Below are 16,185 nucleotides of genomic sequence, written 5' to 3' on the forward strand. Positions count from 1 at the left end.
TCAGATGGGGCGGTTCTCGTCGCGGTCGATGGCGCGGCGCTGCGGTGCCAGCAACAGCAGGCTGACCACCGGCCACAGCAGGGCCGAGACCACGCTCTCGCTGAAGTAGAACCAGTCCGGCGACTTGCCCGTCACCATCAGCTGCACCACCAGTTGCACCGCCTGCGCCAGCAGCATCAGCGGCAGCACGTGCAGCGCCTGGGTGCGCAGCGGGAACCACAGCACGCGGCGGTGGATCATGATGGCGAAGTAGGACAGCAGGGTATAGGCCAGGGCGTTCTCGCCCAAGAGCGTGGCTTCGTTGACGTCCATCAGCAGGCCCATCATGAAGGCCACGCTGATGCCGACCTTGCGCGGCTGGTGGATGTTCCAGAACACCAGCGCCAGCGCCACGAAGTCGGGCACGCCGACCATCTGGCCCCAGGGCATCAGGTTCAGCAGGAAGGCCACGATCAGGCTGAACGCAATGAACAGCGGATTGGCCGGCAGGAGGATGTAGTGCGGATCGTTCATCGGGCTTTTTCCTTGGCGGCGGCCGGGGCAGCCGGGGCGGCAGTCGGGGCCGCCGGCGTCACGTTGGCCGCGCCCTTGCGCTCATCGGCGGGTTTGTCCTTGGGCGTGGCGTTGGCGTCATCGGCGCTGGTGTCGCGGGTGCTGTCGCGCAGGCGGCGCTTGAACAGCTTGGCCGACTTCTCGTCGATCACGTCCGGTTCCGGGCGCGGTGGCAGGTTCTGTTCCACCAGCAGGATCAGCAGCTGGCGATGGCGGTCGATACCGGCCAGCGGGCGGCAGACGATGCGGGCGAAGGAATCCGCCGAACGCGTCTCCACCAGCACCACGCTGGCCACCGACAGGCCGGGCGGATAGACGCCGTCGATGCCCGAGGTCACCAGCATGTCACCCTTCTGGATGTCGGCATTGGCCGGCATGAAGCGCAGGTCCAGCGCGCCGGTCTGGCCGCGGCCATAGGCCACGCTGCGCAAGCCGTTGCGCAGCACCTGCACGGGAATGGCCTGGTCCTTGTCGGTCAGGAGCGTGACTTCCGAGGTGAACGGGAAGACGCGAGTCACCTGGCCCACGATACCCACATCGTCAATCACCGGCTGACCCGCAGTGACGCCTTGTTGCGAGCCACGGTTGAGGATGATCTTGCGGGTGAAGGGGTCGCGCGCATCGTAGAGGATCTCGCCCACGATGGACTTGACCGGCACCTTCTGCTGCATGTCCAGCAGCTTGCGCAGCTGGGCGTTCTCGGCCGCCAGCAGGCGCTCCTGCTGCATCAGCTGGGCATTGACGATCTGCTGCTGGCGCAGGTCGCGGTTTTCCTTTTGCAGCGCGCTCAGCGAGGTGACCGAATCGGCCAGGCTGGTGGCGGCGTCGCGCGGGACCATGGCGACTGTCTGGAAGGGGTAGAGGGCGGTGCCCAGCGCCTGGCGGATGGTGCCCAGGACGTGCATGCGGGCGTCAACCACCAGCATCACGACCGACAGCAGCGCAAAGATCATCACGCGCACCCGGGCCGAGGCGCCCTGCTTGAAGAGTGGTGGGATTTCCATGGCGTCAGGCCGTCAGCAGGGCCGCGTGGGGCGGCGCGCTGCAGGCGGATAACTCACTTCCTGCGTCGAAAACGATAACAAAAAGGGGATCCGGTACGTCCAGCAGACCCAGCTCCGGCCGGCCCCTGCCCCCCGGCGCAGGCAAGCTGCGCAGCGAAGGGTGAGTCGGCGTGAACTGCGTCATAGTGTGAACGTATCGGTTCCCCGTCCTCCGGTGGTACGTGGCCACCGGTTGTAACAAGTGCGTCTCTGCTGCGTCTAATGTGCAAAAGCCGGCGCAAGGCCGGCCATGTGCGGGTTCGACTTATTCTGACGAGAAGATCGAGCCCAGCTTGTCCATGCGGTCCAGCGCCATGCCCGAGCCGCGCACCACGCAGGTCAGCGGGTCTTCGGCCACGATCACCGGCAGGCCGGTTTCTTCCATCAGCAGGCGGTCCAGGTCGCGCAGCAGAGCGCCACCGCCGGTGAGCATCATGCCCTTTTCGGCAATGTCGGCGCCCAGTTCCGGCGGGGTCTGTTCCAGCGCGTTCTTCACGGCCGAGACGATGTTGTTGAGCGGATCGGTCAGGGCTTCCAGGATTTCATTGCTGGAGATGGTGAAGGAACGCGGGATGCCTTCGGACAGGTTGCGGCCCTTGACTTCCATTTCCTTGACTTCCGAACCCGGGAAGGCCGAGCCGATTTCCTTCTTGATCGCTTCGGCGGTCTGTTCGCCGATCAGCATGCCGTAGTTGCGGCGGATGTAGTTGACGATGGCTTCGTCGAACTTGTCACCGCCCACGCGCACCGAACCCTTGTAGACCATGCCGCCCAGCGAGATGATGCCCACTTCGGTGGTGCCGCCGCCGATGTCCACCACCATCGAGCCGGTGGCGTCCGAGACCGGCAGGCCCGAGCCGATGGCGGCTGCCATGGGTTCCTCGATCAGGTAGACCTGGGAGGCACCGGCGCCCAGCGCCGATTCACGGATGGCGCGACGTTCCACCTGGGTCGAGCCGCAGGGCACGCAGATGATGATGCGCGGGGAGGGGCGGAACAGCTTGGAGTCGTGCACCATGCGGATGAACTGCTTCAGCATCTGCTCGGTGACGGTGAAATCGGCGATCACGCCGTCCTTCATCGGGCGGATCGCCTCGATGTTGCCAGGCACCTTGCCCAGCATCTGCTTTGCTTCCTTGCCCACTGCCTGGATGGTCTTCTTGCCATTGGGGCCGCCTTGCTGGCGAATTGCCACCACCGACGGCTCGTCCAGCACGATGCCATGGCCGCGCGCGTAGATCAGCGTGTTCGCGGTGCCGAGGTCGATCGCCAGATCGTTGGAAAAGTAACTGCGGAGAAATCCAAACATGAGTTGTCCTGATGCGCCCGCCATGGGGCGCCTAGCTTTTTGATAGGGGGGGTGTCCGTTCATGACCGCGGCGACGCGAAAAACCGGCGCCAGCAAGGCATTAATCCGACATTCTACCTTATAATTCCAGAGAAACCAGCAAGCCGGTTTGCCAAAAATATCAGCATTCCGGAACCTGCCAGCCGCCATCTGGCGCGGGTTTGCCGTTTTTTACCCGGCAGGCGCCATGAGCCGGCCAACCTGTCAGGCATGTCAGCTTGCCGACGGTCGCGAGGCCCCGAAAAAACATCGCCCGGCGTTACCGGCGTGGGGTCGTCCCAATTCAACCTGTTTCACTATTGCCCAGCGCGCCCGGCGCGCCATTCGACCATGTCACTTGCCCTTTCCGACGTCAAACGCATCGCCAACCTGTCCCGCCTGGAGCTCACCGACGCCCAGGCCGGCGAAACGCTGGAGAAGCTCAATGGCATCTTCGCCCTGGTGGAGCAGATGCGTGCCATCGACACCACCGGCGTGGAACCGCTGTCGCACCCGATCGCCGCCATCGAGCCGGCGCTGGCGCTGCGCCTGCGCGAAGACGCGGTGACCGAGTCCAATCGTCGCGAGGATTACCAGCAACCGGCCCCGGCCACCCAGGACGGCCTGTACCTGGTGCCCAAGGTGATCGAATAAGCCCAGGCCCCTGACCAAGCCCGACCGGCGCCGCAAAGCGGCAGTGTCGACCCGCAAGATCGCAGCCCAACCAATTCCATGCACAAGCTCACCCTCAAAGAACTGTCCGCGCAACTGCAAGCGCGCAAAATTTCGGCCGCCGAACTGGCCACCCTGTTCCTCGATCGCATCGAGGGCAGCGACCTGAACGCCTTCCTGCACGTGGACCGCGAATTCACGCTGGCGCAGGCCAGGGCCGCCGATGCACGCCTGGCGGGCAATGACGCTGGTCCCCTGACCGGTGTGCCGATCGCCCACAAGGATATCTTCGTCACCCGCAACTGGCGTACCACGGCCGGTTCACGCATGCTGCAAGACTACGTGAGCCCCTTCGACGCGACCGTGGTCGAACAGTTCAATGCCGCCGGCACGGTCACGCTGGGCAAGCTCAACTGTGACGAGTTCGCCATGGGCTCGGGCAACGAGAACTCCTATTACGGTCCCACCCTGAATCCCTGGGACAGGAAAGCCGTCCCTGGCGGCTCCTCGGGTGGCTCGGCCGCCGCCGTGGCGGCGCGCCTGGCGCCGGCGGCCACCGCCACCGACACCGGCGGCTCGATCCGCCAGCCGGCCTCGCTGTGTGGCGTGACCGGCATCAAGCCTACCTACGGCAGCGTGTCGCGCTTCGGCATGATCGCCTTCGCCTCCTCGCTGGACCAGGGCGGCCCGATCGCCAAGACCGCTGAAGACTGCGGCCTGCTGTTGAACGCCATGACCGGCTTCGACGAGCGTGACTCCACCAGCCTGCAGCGCCCCAAGGAAGATTTCACCCGCTCGCTGGGCGAGAGCCTGCAAGGCCTGCGCATCGGCGTACCCAAGGAATTCTTCGGCGCCGGCCTGGCCGCCGACGTGGAAGCGGCCGTGCGCGGCGCGCTGGCCGAATTCGAGAAGCTCGGCGCCAAGCTGGTCGATATCTCCCTGCCCAAGACCGAGCTGTCCATCCCGGTGTATTACGTGATCGCCCCGGCCGAGGCTTCGTCGAACCTGTCGCGCTTCGATGGCGTGCGCTACGGCCACCGCGCCGCCGACTACAAGGACCTGGCCGACATGTACAAGAAGTCGCGCGCCGAAGGCTTTGGCGAAGAGGTCAAGCGCCGCATCCTGGTCGGTTCCTACGTGCTCTCGCATGGCTACTACGACGCCTACTACCTGCAGGCCCAGAAGATCCGCCGCCTGATCGCCCAGGACTTCCAGAATGCCCTGGCCGGCCCCGACCGCCAGTGCGACGTCATCATGGGCCCGGTCTCGCCGACCGTCGCCTGGGATCTCGGTGACAAGACCAACGACCCGGTGGCCAACTACCTGGCCGACATCTTCACGCTCTCCACCAGCCTGGCCGGTCTGCCCGGCATGTCGATTCCCTGCGGCTTCGGCCAGGGCGAGAAGAACGGCAAGCGTCCGGTCGGCCTGCAGATCATCGGCAATTATTTCGACGAAGCGCGCCTCCTGAACGTGGCGCACCAGTTCCAGCAGGCCACCGACTGGCACCTGCGCGAACCGGCCTGATCGCCTGGCCCTCGTCACCAACAACAGCATTCGCAAGGACAACATCATGCAGTGGGAAGTCGTCATCGGCCTCGAAACGCACACGCAGCTTTCGACCCAATCCAAGATCTTCAGCGGCAGCTCGACCCGCTTCGGCGCCGAGCCCAACACCCAGGCCAGCCCGGTGGACCTGGCCTTGCCGGGCGTGCTGCCGGTACTGAACAAGGGCGCGGTCGAACGCGCCATCCAGTTCGGCCTGGCCATCGGCGCCACCATCGCGCCGCGCTCGGTGTTCGCGCGCAAGAACTACTTCTATCCTGACCTGCCCAAGGGCTACCAGATCAGCCAGTTCGAGATCCCCGTGGTGCAAGGCGGCACCATGTCGTTTGCCGTCGAGAAGGAAGGCAAGACCGAGATCAAGACCATCAACCTGACCCGCGCCCACCTCGAAGAAGACGCCGGCAAGTCGCTGCACGAAGACTATCAGGGCATGACCGGCATCGACCTGAACCGCGCCGGCACGCCGCTGCTGGAAATCGTCACCGAACCCGAGATGCGCAGCGCCGCCGAAGCCGTCGGCTACGCCAAGGCCCTGCACTCGCTGGTGGTGTGGATGGGCATCTGCGACGGCAACATGCAGGAAGGCTCCTTCCGCTGCGACGCCAACGTCTCCGTGCGACCGGTCGGCCAGGAAAAATTCGGCACCCGTTGCGAGATCAAGAACCTGAACTCCTTCCGCTTCCTGGAAGAGGCCATCAACTACGAAGTGCGTCGCCAGATCGAGCTGATCGAAGACGGTGGCACCGTGGTCCAGGAAACCCGCCTCTACGATCCGGACAAGAAGGAAACCCGCTCCATGCGCAGCAAGGAAGACGCGCAGGATTACCGCTACTTCCCCGACCCCGACCTGCCGCCGCTGGCGATTTCGCAGGAGTGGATCGACCGCGTCAAGGCCACCCTGCCCGAACTGCCTGGCGCCATGCGCGAGCGCTTCGTGGCCGAGTACGCCCTGCCGGAATACGATGCCATGGTGCTGACCCAGTCCAAGGGCATGGCGTCCTATTTCGAGGAAGTGGTGGCTGCTGCCGGTAAAGATCAAGCCAAGCCGGCCGCCAACTGGTTGATGGGTGACGTGGCCTCCACGCTCAACCGTGCCGACACCGACATCGCCGATGCCCCCGTCAAGGCAGTGCAACTGGCGCTGCTGTTGAAGCGCATCGCCGACGGCACCATCTCCAACAAGATCGCCAAGGAAGTCTTCGCCGGCATGTGGGAAGCCCCGTCCGACAAGGATAGCCTGGCCGATGACATCATCGAAGCCAAGGGCCTGAAGCAGATCTCCGACAGCGGCGCGCTGGAAGCCATCGTCGACCAGGTGCTGGCCGCCAATGAGAAGTCGGTCGCCGAATTCCGCGCCGGCAAGGAGCAGGCCATCAACGCCCTGATCGGCCAGGCCATGAAGGCCACGCGCGGCAAGGCCAACCCGGCGCAGCTGACCGAATTGCTGCGCAAGAAGCTGGTGGGTTGATCGCCGCAGCGACAAGAAAAAACCGCATCCTCGGATGCGGTTTTTTTTCGTCCTTCGCGATGACAACGCGTGTCGGACTACTGCCCCGGCAGGCCGATCAGCAGGTCCTCATAGAACGCCCCCACCGGATAGCTCGGATGACGCAGCTGGATCTCCAGCACCCACAGCGCCTGGCTAGGGATGATCTCCATCTCGGCCAGCTTGGCCGGGCCGAACAGCGCATGCGGGAAGTCGGAGACGCGATGCCCGGCCAGGTTGCGCTCCAGCAGCCAGCCTGCGCGCCGGGCCTCGGCCTGGGCAAAGTCGTATAGCTGGCGACCGCTCAAGCCGGTTTCCCATGCCGCCCGGGTGGCATCGAAGACGTCGCGCGCGGCCTGGGCGCAGGCATGGTGCAAGGCTTCGCTGCCGAAGACGAAGGTGTCGCCGAAGTCACCCTCGCAACCATCCCAGACCGGGCCGATATCGACCACCACGATGTCGCTCTCGCGCAGGGTGCGATCGCGCTGCACGCCCTGGCGCGGCGTGCGCACCGTGTCATCGCCGAAGCGGATGTAGGTCGGGTGCCAGGTGTGCGACGCCCCCATGTCGTGCAGGTGGCGGTCGGCCATCTCCACCGCCTCGGCAGTCGACATGCCGACCCTGAGCTTGCCGGCAATCTGCGCCACGGCGCGGATGGATTGGGCGCGCGCGGTGAGCATGCCTTCCAGCGCATAGCGCGGCCCCACCCGTTCGAACACCGGGTCCAGGCTGCCCAGCGCCATCGGTGCCACGCTGGCACCGGACGGAACGAAGGCCTCCGTCACCAGCTGTTGCGACGACACGCCCCAGCGTGCGCAGGCCTCATGCAGCGCGGCGATCATGGCCGGATTGCCGCAGGCGACCAGTTGCGTGGCGGGCCAGTGGTGGCCACCGGCAGCGGCCAGCGCCTGCACCTGTTCCCCCAGGGCGCCGTTGGCCGCAACCCAGCGTAGGCGCGGCTCACGCGCGGCCAGTGCATCGAGGAAGGCGGCATCGTAGAAATCACCCGCTTCGGCATTGCCCCAGTAGATCGTCACGCGTAGCTCCGGCGTGGCGTGGGCATCGGCCAGCGCCGCCAGCAGGATGGGCTTGATGCCGGCATAACCGGTGCCGGTGGCCAGCAGCACCAGCTCACTGGCCCCGGCCACGGATGCAGCCTGCCAGGTGCAGGCACCGAAGCCGCCTTCCAGCGCCAGCCGGTCGCCGGTCTGCAGGCGGCTGAGCATGCGTTGGGAGAAATGACCATCGCGTACCTGCCGGATATGGAATTCCAGCCGCCCCTCTTCCAGCGCGGGCAGGTTGGCCACCGAGAAGCAGCGGCTGCTGCCATCATCGAGATAGAAGCGCAGGTACTGCCCCGGTCGCACCGGCGGTTGCTGCTCGCCCAAAGGGCGCAGCACCAGGCAGGTCACGCTGGCGTTCAGGGGGCGCTTCTCCAGCACCTCGGCCTCGAAGCGCAAGGCCTGCGCCGGCAGCGGCCAGCCCGGAACCTCGATGCGCATGTCGCTGCAGGCATGGCTCTGGCACAGCAGCATCTCGTCCTCGCCCAGCGGATAGGGTGTGCCCAGGGCCTGGTAGGGATCACGCCGATGCTGGCCCTCCAGCACCCGCACGCGGCAGCATCCGCACTCGCCACGCCGACAGGAGAAGGGCAGCGAGATGCCCTGTTCCAGCGCGGCGTCGAGCAAGAGTCCGTCACCGCTGGTGAAACCGTGCGCGTCATTGGCGATCGCTATCCTGTAGTGCTCCTGCATGCTGTTCTCCCTTGTCCATGTGCCGCAACGACCAATCGTTGATGGATGGATTGTGCGGCTAGAATAGGACCCTCCAACACCTCCAGTTTTGATAATTTCACATGGTCCAGATCAGAAACTGGCGCCTGCTGCTCGACCTCGGCAATACCGGCGCAAGCGTCTCCTATCGCGATATCGTGGCCGGCCTGGCGCGCGCCATCGGCGACGGTCGCCTGCTGCCCGGCGCGGCACTGCCGGGAACCCGCGACATGGCCACCATGCTGGGCGTGAACCGCAAGACCGTCATCGTGGCCTATGAAGAGGCCGCCATCAAAGGCTGGCTGGTCAGCCGCGAGCGCAGCGGCACCTTCGTCAGCAGCGCCTTTGACCGTGGCGCCGTGCATGCCGCCGAAGCACCGGAAGAGCGTCTGTTTGCGCCAGCCTTGCAGACCTTGTCGCTGCCCGCGTATTTCGACGAGTTGCCGCCGCAGGGGGCGCTGCGCGACCGGCGCATGATGTACTTCGACAATGGCTCGCCAGACCACCGCCTGCTGCCGCAGGCCATGCTGCACCGTCACTATCGCCGCGCTCTGCGCGAGGGCTTGCGCAATGGTCGCGTGCGCTATGGCAACCTGGAGTCGGCCAGCCAGTTGCGTATGGCCCTGGCCGGGATGCTGGGCGCCACGCGCGCGCTGGCGGTGTCGCCCGCCAACATCTGCCTGACCCAGGGCACGCAGATGGCCTTGCACCTGGCAGCCGCCGCGCTGATCCGACCGGGCGATACGGTGGTGGTGGAGCGGCTCAGCTATCCGCCGGCCTGGGCCATCTTCCAGGCGCTGGGTGCGCGTGTGGAGGTGGTGGATATCGATGCCCATGGCTGCCGGGTGGATCAGCTCGAGGCCCTGTGCCGGCACCGCCCCATCCGCTTCATCTACCTCACGCCGCATCACCAGTTTCCCAGCACGGTGAGTCTGCCTGCCGATCGCCGTGAAAAGCTGCTGGCCCTGGCGGCCCGGCATGGCTTCTCCATCATCGAGGAAGACTATGACCACGAGTATCACTTCAGCGGGCGCCCTTACGCGCCGCTGGCCAGCGATCCGTGGCAGCGTCATGTGATCTATGTGGGTTCGCTCTCCAAGCTGCTGGGGTCGAGCTTTCGCTGCGGCTTCGTGGTCGGTCCCGAGAACCTGATCGCCACCCTGGAGAGCAACCAGCATCTGCTGGCCACCCACGGTGATGCCATCCTGCAGAAGATGCTGGCCGAACTCATTGCCGATGGCGAACTGCGGCGCCATGTCCGGCGCAGCAGCAAGCACTATCGCCAGCGCCAAGCGGTGCTGCTGGATTGCCTGCAACGCAGCTTCGGCGACCGCATCTCCACTCGGCTGCCCGAGGGTGGACTGGCGCTGTGGGTGACCTTCACCGATGACATCGACGTCGATGCCCTGGCCCGCAACGCCATCAGCGAAGGCTTGTTCGTGCGCAGCGGCAGCCAGTTCTCGCCGCAGGGAGAATCCATCAACGGCTTGCGCCTGGGATTTGCCTCGATGTCAGCTGATGAACTGGTGCGCGCGGTGGCGCGGCTGCAGCGCGCTTCGCTACGCAGTCGCCGTTAGGAGCCAGCCAGCACCAGCGGCCGGCCACGCGCCCAGCGATTGCACGACAGCGAGAAACTCAGCGAGCTGACCTGGTGGTACCAGCCGGCGGGCAGGTAGAGCATCTCGCCCGGTTGCATCACGCAGTCCACCAGCGCGGCCTGGCGTGCCAGTGGAAAGCGCTCCAGATCGGGGTGATCCGGGTCGAAGGGCGAGCCGAACAGGATGGCATTGGCCTCCTTCGGGTACAGATACTGATCGTGATGGGGCGGTGCCACCCAGATGCGCTTGCTGCCCCAGATCTGCGTGAAGACATTGTCGTCATAGTCGCAATGCAGCGGCGTCACCGTGCCGGCCGGGCCGATCCAGAAGCGCGGCGGGCCCATCTTGTCGAAGAAGTTGGGCCAGTGGCACAGCGCATTGAGTTCACGTAACTCCAGGTTGCCGAGGTAGGGTGGCAACTCACCGGGTTCGCGCTCCACCAGGTCCAGGTAATCCAGCAGGCGCATGTCCTGCATGGCCCGGTCCGGGGCGAAGGCGGTGTTGATGTAGTCGCCCACGCGTGCGCGTACCGCCAGGGTGCCGAAATGCGCACGCAGCGTGGCCACCGTCAGTGCCGACAGCGGCCAGCGCGTGGCCATGCCGGTCATGATGAAGGGCAGGCCGGCGGCGGCCCGCTGGCGAAATGCCGCCGTCTTCATCGGCCCCAGGCGCGGGATGGCGGTGAGCACCGGCAGGCCGGCGCTGGCCTGGCGGATGGCGTCGCGCATCGCGGCAATGGAGTCCACGCCACGGATCCGGGCATCGCGCTGTTCCTTGTCCTGCCTGCGCGCCGCCGCTTCCTCGGGTGACAGCGCGGCCACCGCCGGGCGCGGCGGCAGCGCGCGGGCGCTGTGCTGGCTGGCATCGGTCGCGGACGGGGTGGCGTCGGCGGGGGAGTCGGGAGTGGCCTGTTTCATCGGCGCTATTGTAGCGCTGCGGGCCACCGTGGCCGGTGCCTGCAACGCTGCGCGCATATCGATATGCGTTCTTGTTCCTTGTCCCGTCGTCCGGCAGGCGTTGTAATACCTGTTTTCACTGCCGGGGCTGCCTGATCAGTTGAGCATCGAGGCCACCACCCGCAGTCATCGCCGAACATGGAGGAACGGGCATGTCAGTTGCCACATTGGAAAGCGCACCGCGTGCGCAGCAGCAAGTCGAGATTCGTCCCTTCGATGGACCGCTGGGCGCCGAGATCATCGGCCTGGATCTGAACCAGGGCGTCTCCGAGGCCGAACTGGCGCGCATCCGCAGCGCCTTCGTCGCGCATGGCGTGGTGGTCTTCCGCGACCAACGCATCACGCCCGAGCAACACATTGCCTTCAGCCGCCGTTTCGGTCCGCTGCAGGTGCATGTGCAGAACCGCTTCCACCTGGCCGGCTACCCGGAACTGCTGGTGGTGTCCAACGTGATCGAGGATGGCAAGCCCATCGGCCTGGTCGATGCCGGTGCCGACTGGCATTCCGACCTGTCCTACCTGCCCCGGCCCAGCATGGGCGCATTGTTGCATTCGCAGGAACTGCCGGCCGAGCTGGGCGACACGCTCTATGCCAACACCGCCAGCGCCTGGGATACCCTGCCCGCTGCGCTCAAGACGCTGTTGGCCGACAAGCGCGCCGTGCACTCCTACGTCTATCGCAACGACCGCCTGCGCAAGCTGGCGCCGTGGCGACCGGCGCTGACGCAAAAGCAGATCGACGAGGTGCCCCCGGTGGAACATCCGGTGGTGATCACCCACCCCGAGAGTGGTCGCAAGATCCTCTTCGTCAGCGAAGGCTTCACCTCGCACATCGTGGGCATTCCGCGCGATGAAAGCGATGCGCTCCTCAAAGAGCTGCACCAGCACATTACCCGTCCCGACAACGTCTACACCCACCGGTGGCAGCCGCATGACATGGTGTTCTGGGACAACCGCAGCACCCAGCACTACGCGGCCATCACGCCGTCCCACCTGCGTCGCACGCTCTACCGCACCACCGTCGAAGGCGACATCCCGCGCTGATCCCCGGTCGTCGCACTGTCGGATGAGGCCAGGCGGAACACGCTGACGGCCTCCGTCAGCGCCAGCGCCTGGTCCTGCATGGTACGGGCCGCGGCTGCTGCCTGTTCCACCAGTGCGGCATTCTGCTGGGTGGCTTCGTCGATCTCGGTGATGGCCTGGTTGACCTGCTCGATGCCATCGCTCTGTTCCTGGCTGGCCGTGGTGATCTCGCGCACGATCTCGGTCACCCGCGCCACGCTGTGCACCACTTCCTGCATGGTATCGCCGGCGCGTGCCACCAGCCGGCTACCATCGCCGACCTTCTCCACCGAGTCATCGATGAGTTGCTTGATCTCCCGGGCGGCTGCCGCCGAGCGCTGAGCCAGCGAGCGCACTTCGGACGCCACCACGGCAAAGCCGCGCCCCTGCTCGCCGGCGCGGGCCGCTTCCACCGCCGCGTTCAGGGCCAGGATATTGGTCTGGAAGGCGATGCCGTCGATCACGCCGATGATGTCGGCGATCTTCTGTGACGAGGCGTGGATGGCGCCCATCGTCTGCACCACCTGACCGACCACTTCGCCGCCCTGGCTGGCCACTTCGGACGCCGAGGCCGCCAGCGCATTGGCCTGGCGGGCGTTGTCGGCATTCTGGCGCACCGTCGAGGTCAGCTGTTCCATGGCCGAGGCGGTTTCTTCCAGCGAGCCGGCCTGCTGCTCGGTGCGTGCCGACAGGTCCAGGTTGCCGCTGGCGATTTCGCGCGAAGAGGTGTTGATGGCATCGCTGCCCTCACGCACCCGCCCGACGATATCGAGCAGGTTGCCATTCATGGCCTTGAGCGCGTGGAGCAGCTTGCCGGTCTCGTCGCGGGCGTCGCTGTCGATATGCGAGGTGAGGTCCCCCGCGGCGACGTTTTCGGCGATGTTCAATGCATGGTTCAGCGGACCGGTGATGCTGCGCGTGAGCAGCCAGGCCAGCATCGCGCCCAGCAGCATCTCGATGGCGCCCAGGGCGATCAGCATGCTGCGTCCGGAACGATAGTTGCGGTCGATGTCGGCGGCGGCGCTGTTGATCAGGTTTTTCTGGAATTCGGCATAGCGCAACACGCCGTTGGCATAGTCATCCATCATCTTCACCAGCACGGTATCGGTCATCTCGCGCGCCTTGTCGATCTGGCCGGTGGCCTTCATATCGAAGATCTTTTGGCGCGTATCGCGATAGGTGACGCGCAGCTTGCCGACCTCGTCGAAGAGACGCTTCTCCTCGGGATCGGCGATGGCGCCCTCGACCCGTTTCTGCAACTGGCTGATCTGGGCGGACTGGGTGTCGATCTGCTTCTGGAAGGATTGCTGGAAGGCCGGGTCATCGCTCTTCATCACGGCGAAGGTGCGCACGCCGTTTTCCTTGATGGTGGCATGCCATTGCACGGCATCGCGTTCTTTCTGCAGGGCGACCTGCACCATCGCATCGGTGGCGTCGCCGATGCTCTCCAGCCGCCACACCGCCAGCCCGACCATCACGGCCATGAGCATCAGCAAGGAAATGAAACCGATCGCCAGGCGCACGCCTATCTTGAGGTTCTTCATCTCGTCTCCCTTGTCGTGGCGGCACCCGGCTTGTTGGTCTGGTCGGTTGCGGATGCCGTTCGCTATCGGAACAATGCCATCGGAAATGTCGCTTGAAGCGTAACTAGCCTAACACAGCAAAAGGAGATTGCCGTCCTCCCCGGCAGGCCGGGATGGCAGTGCTGTTGTATTCCGGCGGGAATGTCAGGAGGCGGGAAGTCCCGCTGGCCGCCGGGCGGGCAGCAGCACGCATAGTGCAGCGCAAAAGATGAGCGCGAAGCCGCCCAGGTCAGACAGGCCAGGCCGCTCGCCCAGCAGCAGCATGGCACCGCTCACACCCACTACCGGTACCAGCAGCGTCCCCAGGGAAGCCACACCGGCGGGCAGCTGGCGGATGATGTTGAACCACAGGATGTAGCCGGTGGCCATGCCGAAGACGACGTGATAGCCCAGGGCCAGCCAGACCGCATGGTGCACCGCAGCCAGTGACGGCCAGTGCGGCAGGCCCTCGAACGACAGCAGGCCGGTGAGCGCCACCACGGCGCCGATCAGCAGTTGCCACGCGGCCACGGCCATCGGTGGCGCGGCGATGCGCGCCCACTTGCTGTAGACGGTGCCGGCGGCCCAGGTGATGGCCGCCGCCAGGGCCAGCCATACGCCACGCGAGAGGCCATGGCCGACCAGCGGCAGCAGCAGCCAGCCCAGCCCGCAGGCCCCCAGCAGCAAGCCACCCGCGCGCAGGCGGTCGAGCCGCTCGCGTAGCACCAGGCAGGCCAGCAGGGTGGCCCAGAGCGGCATGGAATAGGTCAGGATGGCCACGCGCGAGGTGGCCGCATTGAGCTGCGCAAAGGTCAGGAGAATGTTGAAGGCCGCCACGTTGAGCAGGCCGGCCACCGCGATATGCCAGCGGTCGCGCCCGGCGTGCACGGCCATGCGGTCGCCGCGCACCCAGCCCAGTGCGAACACGGTGCAGGCCGCCGCGCCCAGGCCGATGGTGCGCAATCCCCAGGGCGACACGCCCGATAGCGCCACTTTCACCGCCGGCCAGTTCAAGCCCCAGACCAGGCCCAGCAGCACCAGCCAGGCACGCGCCCGTGCGCCCTGCGGCGCGCCGCTGTCCACGCTTACCAGTCCATGCCCGCATCCAGCGGATAGACGGGACGGCGCACCTTCTTGATGGGGAACAGCTTCAGGTTGGCGCTGGTCGGACCGCCGCTGTCGGAGTCGCATTCCACCAGCCCGCGACTGATGGGGACGAACACCGGCCGGCAATACATGCGCGACTTCAGGATCAGGAAGGATTGTTGCGCTGGGTCCAACCCCAGGCTGGTGAACACGCCCAGGTCATAGGGCTCGACCCGCTCCTCGGTGACCACGATGCGTGCGCGCCCGATATCGAGCAGCACGCTGCGTCCCATCTGGATGGTCGAACCGGTATAGATCGGCCCGGTCACGCTGAAGCGGCCATCGGTGATGGCCAGCACCTTGCCCGAGAACAGCGGCGGTATCTTGGTGATGCCCTGCGCCGTCAATGGCACCTTGTTGCCCACGGCCAGGGTGACGGTGGCGCCGACACCGGCGGCCACCAGATGCGCGACTGCCTCCGGGTCGCTCACGGGACCGACGGCGATACCGTCCAGGCCCGCTTCCAGCGCCGCCTCCAGTACATCCATGGTGTTGCAGGTGCCACCCGACATGACGTTGTCGCTGTGATCCAGCAACAGCACCGGCCCGGCACCAGGCCCCAGGCTGCGCAATTTTGCCTGGGCCAGCGACTGCGCCAGGGGCAGGCTGTCGTAGACGAAATCGTCGCGCTCGTCCCAGATCTGGCGGGCGATGCGTTCGGCCACGGCATCGGCCAGGGCGGGGTCATTCTCGCTGACCACCACCACCGACATGCCTGCATCATGGAAGTCCGACAGCGGGAAGCCGGCCAGCACCGACACCGCCAGCACGCCGGTCTCCTCTTCGGCCGCCTTGGCCGCTTCCACGGCGCGCTGCATGGCCGAGGCCGAGGTATTGCTGGTCAGCGTAGCCGACAGCAACGGCACCTGGCGCCAGGCCAGCGCCGGTTGCGAGCGTTTCTCCAGCAGGGCCACCAGCAGGCGGCCGGCGTGTTCGCCGGTCTCGAACATGTCGATATGCGGATAGGTCTTGAAGCTGACGATGATGTCGGCGTGCTCCACCATCTTCTGCGTGACGTTGCCATGCAGGTCCAGCGCCACCGCCATGGGCGTATCGGGAGCGATACGGCGGATGCGTTCCAGCAGCGTACCTTCGCCATCGTCGGCGTTCTCGGCCACCATGGCGCCGTGCAGGTCCAGCATGATGGCGTCGCAGCCCTTTTCGATGGCGGCCACGATGCCGTCGCACATCAGCGTATAGGCATCGGCCGCCACCGCCGCGCTGGGATTGGCCCAGGCCGCCAGCGGCGTGACGATGTCGGCACCGAGGCCTTCGGCGATCTCCAGGAAGGCGCCCATGGCGGTGCGCGCACCCTTCTGGTCGCGGTAGGCGGCCTCATCCCATTGCGGGGCGAAGGCGTCCAGGGGTGTGGGAATCGGCGAGAAGGTATTGGTCTCGTGATTCATGCGGGCAATGACGATACGGGGCTTCATCGATCTCCTCC

The 16,185-nt window shown here is 65.9% G+C and carries 13 protein-coding genes; 5 read left to right on the top strand and 8 right to left on the bottom strand.

Annotated elements, in window-relative coordinates; all coding sequences use genetic code 11:
- From mreD to ACIPHN_RS04400, 3 genes are all read right to left on the bottom strand, one after another.
- Positions 1-513: a rod shape-determining protein MreD gene (gene mreD / locus ACIPHN_RS04390; RefSeq protein ID WP_400433312.1), complete on the bottom strand. Its 513-nt coding sequence runs from the start codon at positions 511-513 to the stop codon at positions 1-3.
- Positions 510-1,556 (bottom strand): rod shape-determining protein MreC, encoded by a 1,047-nt coding sequence (mreC, locus tag ACIPHN_RS04395; protein ID WP_400433315.1) that lies wholly within the window; start codon positions 1,554-1,556, stop codon positions 510-512. Before mreC ends, mreD begins: the two co-directional genes overlap by 4 nt.
- A 304-nt stretch (positions 1,557-1,860) precedes the next feature.
- On the bottom strand, positions 1,861-2,904 hold the full coding sequence (locus ACIPHN_RS04400; protein WP_180666880.1) for a rod shape-determining protein: 1,044 nt from the start codon (positions 2,902-2,904) through the stop codon (positions 1,861-1,863).
- 369 nt (positions 2,905-3,273) lie between these two features.
- Between ACIPHN_RS04400 and gatC the strand changes: the two genes are divergently transcribed.
- From gatC to gatB, 3 genes are all read left to right on the top strand, one after another.
- Positions 3,274-3,576, top strand: a complete 303-nt coding sequence (gatC, locus tag ACIPHN_RS04405; protein ID WP_400433318.1) for an Asp-tRNA(Asn)/Glu-tRNA(Gln) amidotransferase subunit GatC — start codon at positions 3,274-3,276, stop codon at positions 3,574-3,576.
- A 78-nt stretch (positions 3,577-3,654) separates the two neighbouring features.
- On the top strand, positions 3,655-5,121 hold the full coding sequence (gene gatA / locus ACIPHN_RS04410; protein ID WP_400433321.1) for an Asp-tRNA(Asn)/Glu-tRNA(Gln) amidotransferase subunit GatA: 1,467 nt from the start codon (positions 3,655-3,657) through the stop codon (positions 5,119-5,121).
- Positions 5,122-5,167: 46 nt separating this feature from the next.
- Complete coding sequence (gatB, locus tag ACIPHN_RS04415; RefSeq protein WP_400433324.1) at positions 5,168-6,628, top strand: Asp-tRNA(Asn)/Glu-tRNA(Gln) amidotransferase subunit GatB; 1,461 nt, start codon at positions 5,168-5,170, stop codon at positions 6,626-6,628.
- Between the two features lie 77 nt (positions 6,629-6,705).
- On the opposite strand, the gene ACIPHN_RS04420 is transcribed toward gatB, so the two are convergent.
- Positions 6,706-8,400 (bottom strand): M24 family metallopeptidase, encoded by a 1,695-nt coding sequence (locus tag ACIPHN_RS04420; RefSeq protein WP_400433327.1) that lies wholly within the window; start codon positions 8,398-8,400, stop codon positions 6,706-6,708.
- A gap of 101 nt (positions 8,401-8,501) precedes the next feature.
- Between ACIPHN_RS04420 and ACIPHN_RS04425 the strand changes: the two genes are divergently transcribed.
- The gene (locus tag ACIPHN_RS04425; protein ID WP_400433329.1) at positions 8,502-9,995 is read left to right on the top strand and encodes a PLP-dependent aminotransferase family protein; all 1,494 of its coding nucleotides are present in this window, start codon (positions 8,502-8,504) and stop codon (positions 9,993-9,995) included.
- Here ACIPHN_RS04425 and ACIPHN_RS04430 read toward each other — a convergent pair.
- Entirely contained in the window at positions 9,992-10,990 is a 999-nt protein-coding gene (locus tag ACIPHN_RS04430) for a cupin-like domain-containing protein (RefSeq protein ID WP_400433332.1), read from the bottom strand. The genes ACIPHN_RS04425 and ACIPHN_RS04430 overlap by 4 nt on opposite strands.
- Positions 10,991-11,124: 134 nt before the next feature.
- Between ACIPHN_RS04430 and ACIPHN_RS04435 the strand changes: the two genes are divergently transcribed.
- Positions 11,125-12,015 (top strand): TauD/TfdA dioxygenase family protein, encoded by an 891-nt coding sequence (locus ACIPHN_RS04435; protein ID WP_400433335.1) that lies wholly within the window; start codon positions 11,125-11,127, stop codon positions 12,013-12,015.
- Here ACIPHN_RS04435 and ACIPHN_RS04440 read toward each other — a convergent pair.
- The 3 genes from ACIPHN_RS04440 to ACIPHN_RS04450 form a co-directional block, all read right to left on the bottom strand.
- Positions 11,979-13,577: a methyl-accepting chemotaxis protein gene (locus tag ACIPHN_RS04440; protein ID WP_400433338.1), complete on the bottom strand. Its 1,599-nt coding sequence runs from the start codon at positions 13,575-13,577 to the stop codon at positions 11,979-11,981. The two genes, ACIPHN_RS04435 and ACIPHN_RS04440, sit on opposite strands and share 37 nt — an antisense overlap.
- Before the next feature lie 183 nt (positions 13,578-13,760).
- On the bottom strand, positions 13,761-14,678 hold the full coding sequence (locus ACIPHN_RS04445) for a DMT family transporter (RefSeq protein WP_400433341.1): 918 nt from the start codon (positions 14,676-14,678) through the stop codon (positions 13,761-13,763).
- Positions 14,679-14,680: 2 nt separating this feature from the next.
- Complete coding sequence (locus ACIPHN_RS04450) at positions 14,681-16,174, bottom strand: M81 family metallopeptidase (protein WP_400433344.1); 1,494 nt, start codon at positions 16,172-16,174, stop codon at positions 14,681-14,683.
- Positions 16,175-16,185 lie beyond the last annotated feature (11 nt).

The sequence above is a fragment of the Herbaspirillum sp. NPDC087042 genome (genome assembly GCF_044745245.1).
Taxonomy (GTDB): domain Bacteria; phylum Pseudomonadota; class Gammaproteobacteria; order Burkholderiales; family Burkholderiaceae_D; genus Herbaspirillum.

What these genes read in the sequence shown, in the direction of transcription:
- mreD (WP_400433312.1), bottom strand. Translation starts at nt 513, where the DNA reads ATGAACGATCCGCACTACATCCTCCTGCCGGCCAATCCGCTGTTCATT.
- mreC (WP_400433315.1), bottom strand. Translation starts at nt 1,556, where the DNA reads ATGGAAATCCCACCACTCTTCAAGCAGGGCGCCTCGGCCCGGGTGCGC.
- ACIPHN_RS04400 (WP_180666880.1), bottom strand. Translation starts at nt 2,904, where the DNA reads ATGTTTGGATTTCTCCGCAGTTACTTTTCCAACGATCTGGCGATCGAC.
- gatC (WP_400433318.1), top strand. Translation starts at nt 3,274, where the DNA reads ATGTCACTTGCCCTTTCCGACGTCAAACGCATCGCCAACCTGTCCCGC.
- gatA (WP_400433321.1), top strand. Translation starts at nt 3,655, where the DNA reads ATGCACAAGCTCACCCTCAAAGAACTGTCCGCGCAACTGCAAGCGCGC.
- gatB (WP_400433324.1), top strand. Translation starts at nt 5,168, where the DNA reads ATGCAGTGGGAAGTCGTCATCGGCCTCGAAACGCACACGCAGCTTTCG.
- ACIPHN_RS04420 (WP_400433327.1), bottom strand. Translation starts at nt 8,400, where the DNA reads ATGCAGGAGCACTACAGGATAGCGATCGCCAATGACGCGCACGGTTTC.
- ACIPHN_RS04425 (WP_400433329.1), top strand. Translation starts at nt 8,502, where the DNA reads ATGGTCCAGATCAGAAACTGGCGCCTGCTGCTCGACCTCGGCAATACC.
- ACIPHN_RS04430 (WP_400433332.1), bottom strand. Translation starts at nt 10,990, where the DNA reads ATGCGCGCAGCGTTGCAGGCACCGGCCACGGTGGCCCGCAGCGCTACA.
- ACIPHN_RS04435 (WP_400433335.1), top strand. Translation starts at nt 11,125, where the DNA reads ATGTCAGTTGCCACATTGGAAAGCGCACCGCGTGCGCAGCAGCAAGTC.
- ACIPHN_RS04440 (WP_400433338.1), bottom strand. Translation starts at nt 13,577, where the DNA reads ATGAAGAACCTCAAGATAGGCGTGCGCCTGGCGATCGGTTTCATTTCC.
- ACIPHN_RS04450 (WP_400433344.1), bottom strand. Translation starts at nt 16,174, where the DNA reads ATGAAGCCCCGTATCGTCATTGCCCGCATGAATCACGAGACCAATACC.